Below are 766 nucleotides of genomic sequence, written 5' to 3' on the forward strand. Positions count from 1 at the left end.
GAGGTCCCGCTTCTCGTCGCCGAACTGTGGAAGCTCAACGATGTAGACGCTCGTCGGGGAGATGTTTTTTTCCTCGCCGGCGTCGACGTTGTCTTCATCGCCGTCATCCAGACGCTCGTGTAGCCGCGCTGAGAGCGTTTCCCCATCTGGGAGTGGGTCAGACGGATCATCGGTGGCTTCGGGATACACGTCCGCCGCTGCGGCGAGATGACCAGTCTCTGTCTCGGAGTGGTCCGGCGTGGACGCATCAAGCCCGAGTGCGGTTTGGGCCGCGCCCTTCACACCGCTGCCGTGCGGGTCGAGTTCTAGCGCCTCGTTGATGGGGCCACTCCCTGCGGAGTACCCGGCGGGATCAAGCCGTGGGTGGAAGCCGAACGGCACTTCCTCGACACTCAGGGACTCTTTCTCATCAGCCGGTTCGTCCGGGTCGGACGACGGCGCGACCGCAAGTTGGTCGGCCAGTGTTTCGAGCTTCTCTGTCTCGCCGTTCTCGGCGGCCGCAACGAACGCCTCGTGGGTGACTACGTCGTTGCCTGGGAGCGAGTTTTTGGTGAACAACTCCCGAATCGCCATCTGCCGTTCAACGGAGCGCTCCTGTTCGTCCGAGAGGTTCCGCTCGCTGATGGACGCTGGGTCGGCGTCCTGGAGGAAGTACACCGCGGGGATGTCGTACTGATCAACGATGCCCGTGAGCCGCGCTTCATGCTCTTGTTTGAACCGAGTCGTGATCGGGGAGATACAGGGAATCCCGTTCATGTGGGCGCTG

Annotated in this window: 1 protein-coding gene; it reads right to left on the bottom strand. The window is 62.7% G+C overall.

Annotation, left to right across the window (positions count from 1 at the left end; translation table 11 throughout):
- A partial coding sequence (locus EXE45_RS19875) for a hypothetical protein (protein ID WP_158294311.1) occupies nucleotides 1-766 on the bottom strand: 766 nt, incomplete at both ends.

The sequence above is a fragment of the Halorubrum sp. SP9 genome, from assembly GCF_005435015.1.
GTDB lineage: Archaea > Halobacteriota > Halobacteria > Halobacteriales > Haloferacaceae > Halorubrum > Halorubrum sodomense.